At 43.6% G+C, this 236-nt stretch carries 1 protein-coding gene; it reads left to right on the forward strand.

Going from position 1 to position 236, the window contains the following annotated elements; translation table 11 throughout:
• Positions 1 to 198 (forward strand): hypothetical protein (locus P6709_RS20335; RefSeq protein WP_278242684.1); only part of this gene is annotated, 198 nt, incomplete at its 5' end.
• Positions 199 to 236 lie beyond the last annotated feature (38 nt).

A 236-nucleotide genomic window follows, 5' to 3' on the forward strand; every position in this document is an offset into this window, starting at 1 on the left:
GTTTCTACTCAGGACGTAGTGGAAGTAACCTCCATTGTATGGAACGCCACCTTAACATTTGTTGCAGCACCCGCTGATACACAGGAATCAAATAGCCCATGCTGGATTTACGGTCACAAACCTGCGGGAAGGCAAACCAGAACGCAAAAACTTCACGGACGAAACGGATTTCCGATTAAAGGTATGGATTTTTTATAGGAATCAAGTCCATCCGAAATGCTTAACATATCACTTTC

Origin of the sequence: Jeotgalibacillus sp. ET6, assembly GCF_029667115.1 — a bacterium.
Taxonomy (GTDB): Bacteria; Bacillota; Bacilli; order Bacillales; family Jeotgalibacillaceae; genus Jeotgalibacillus.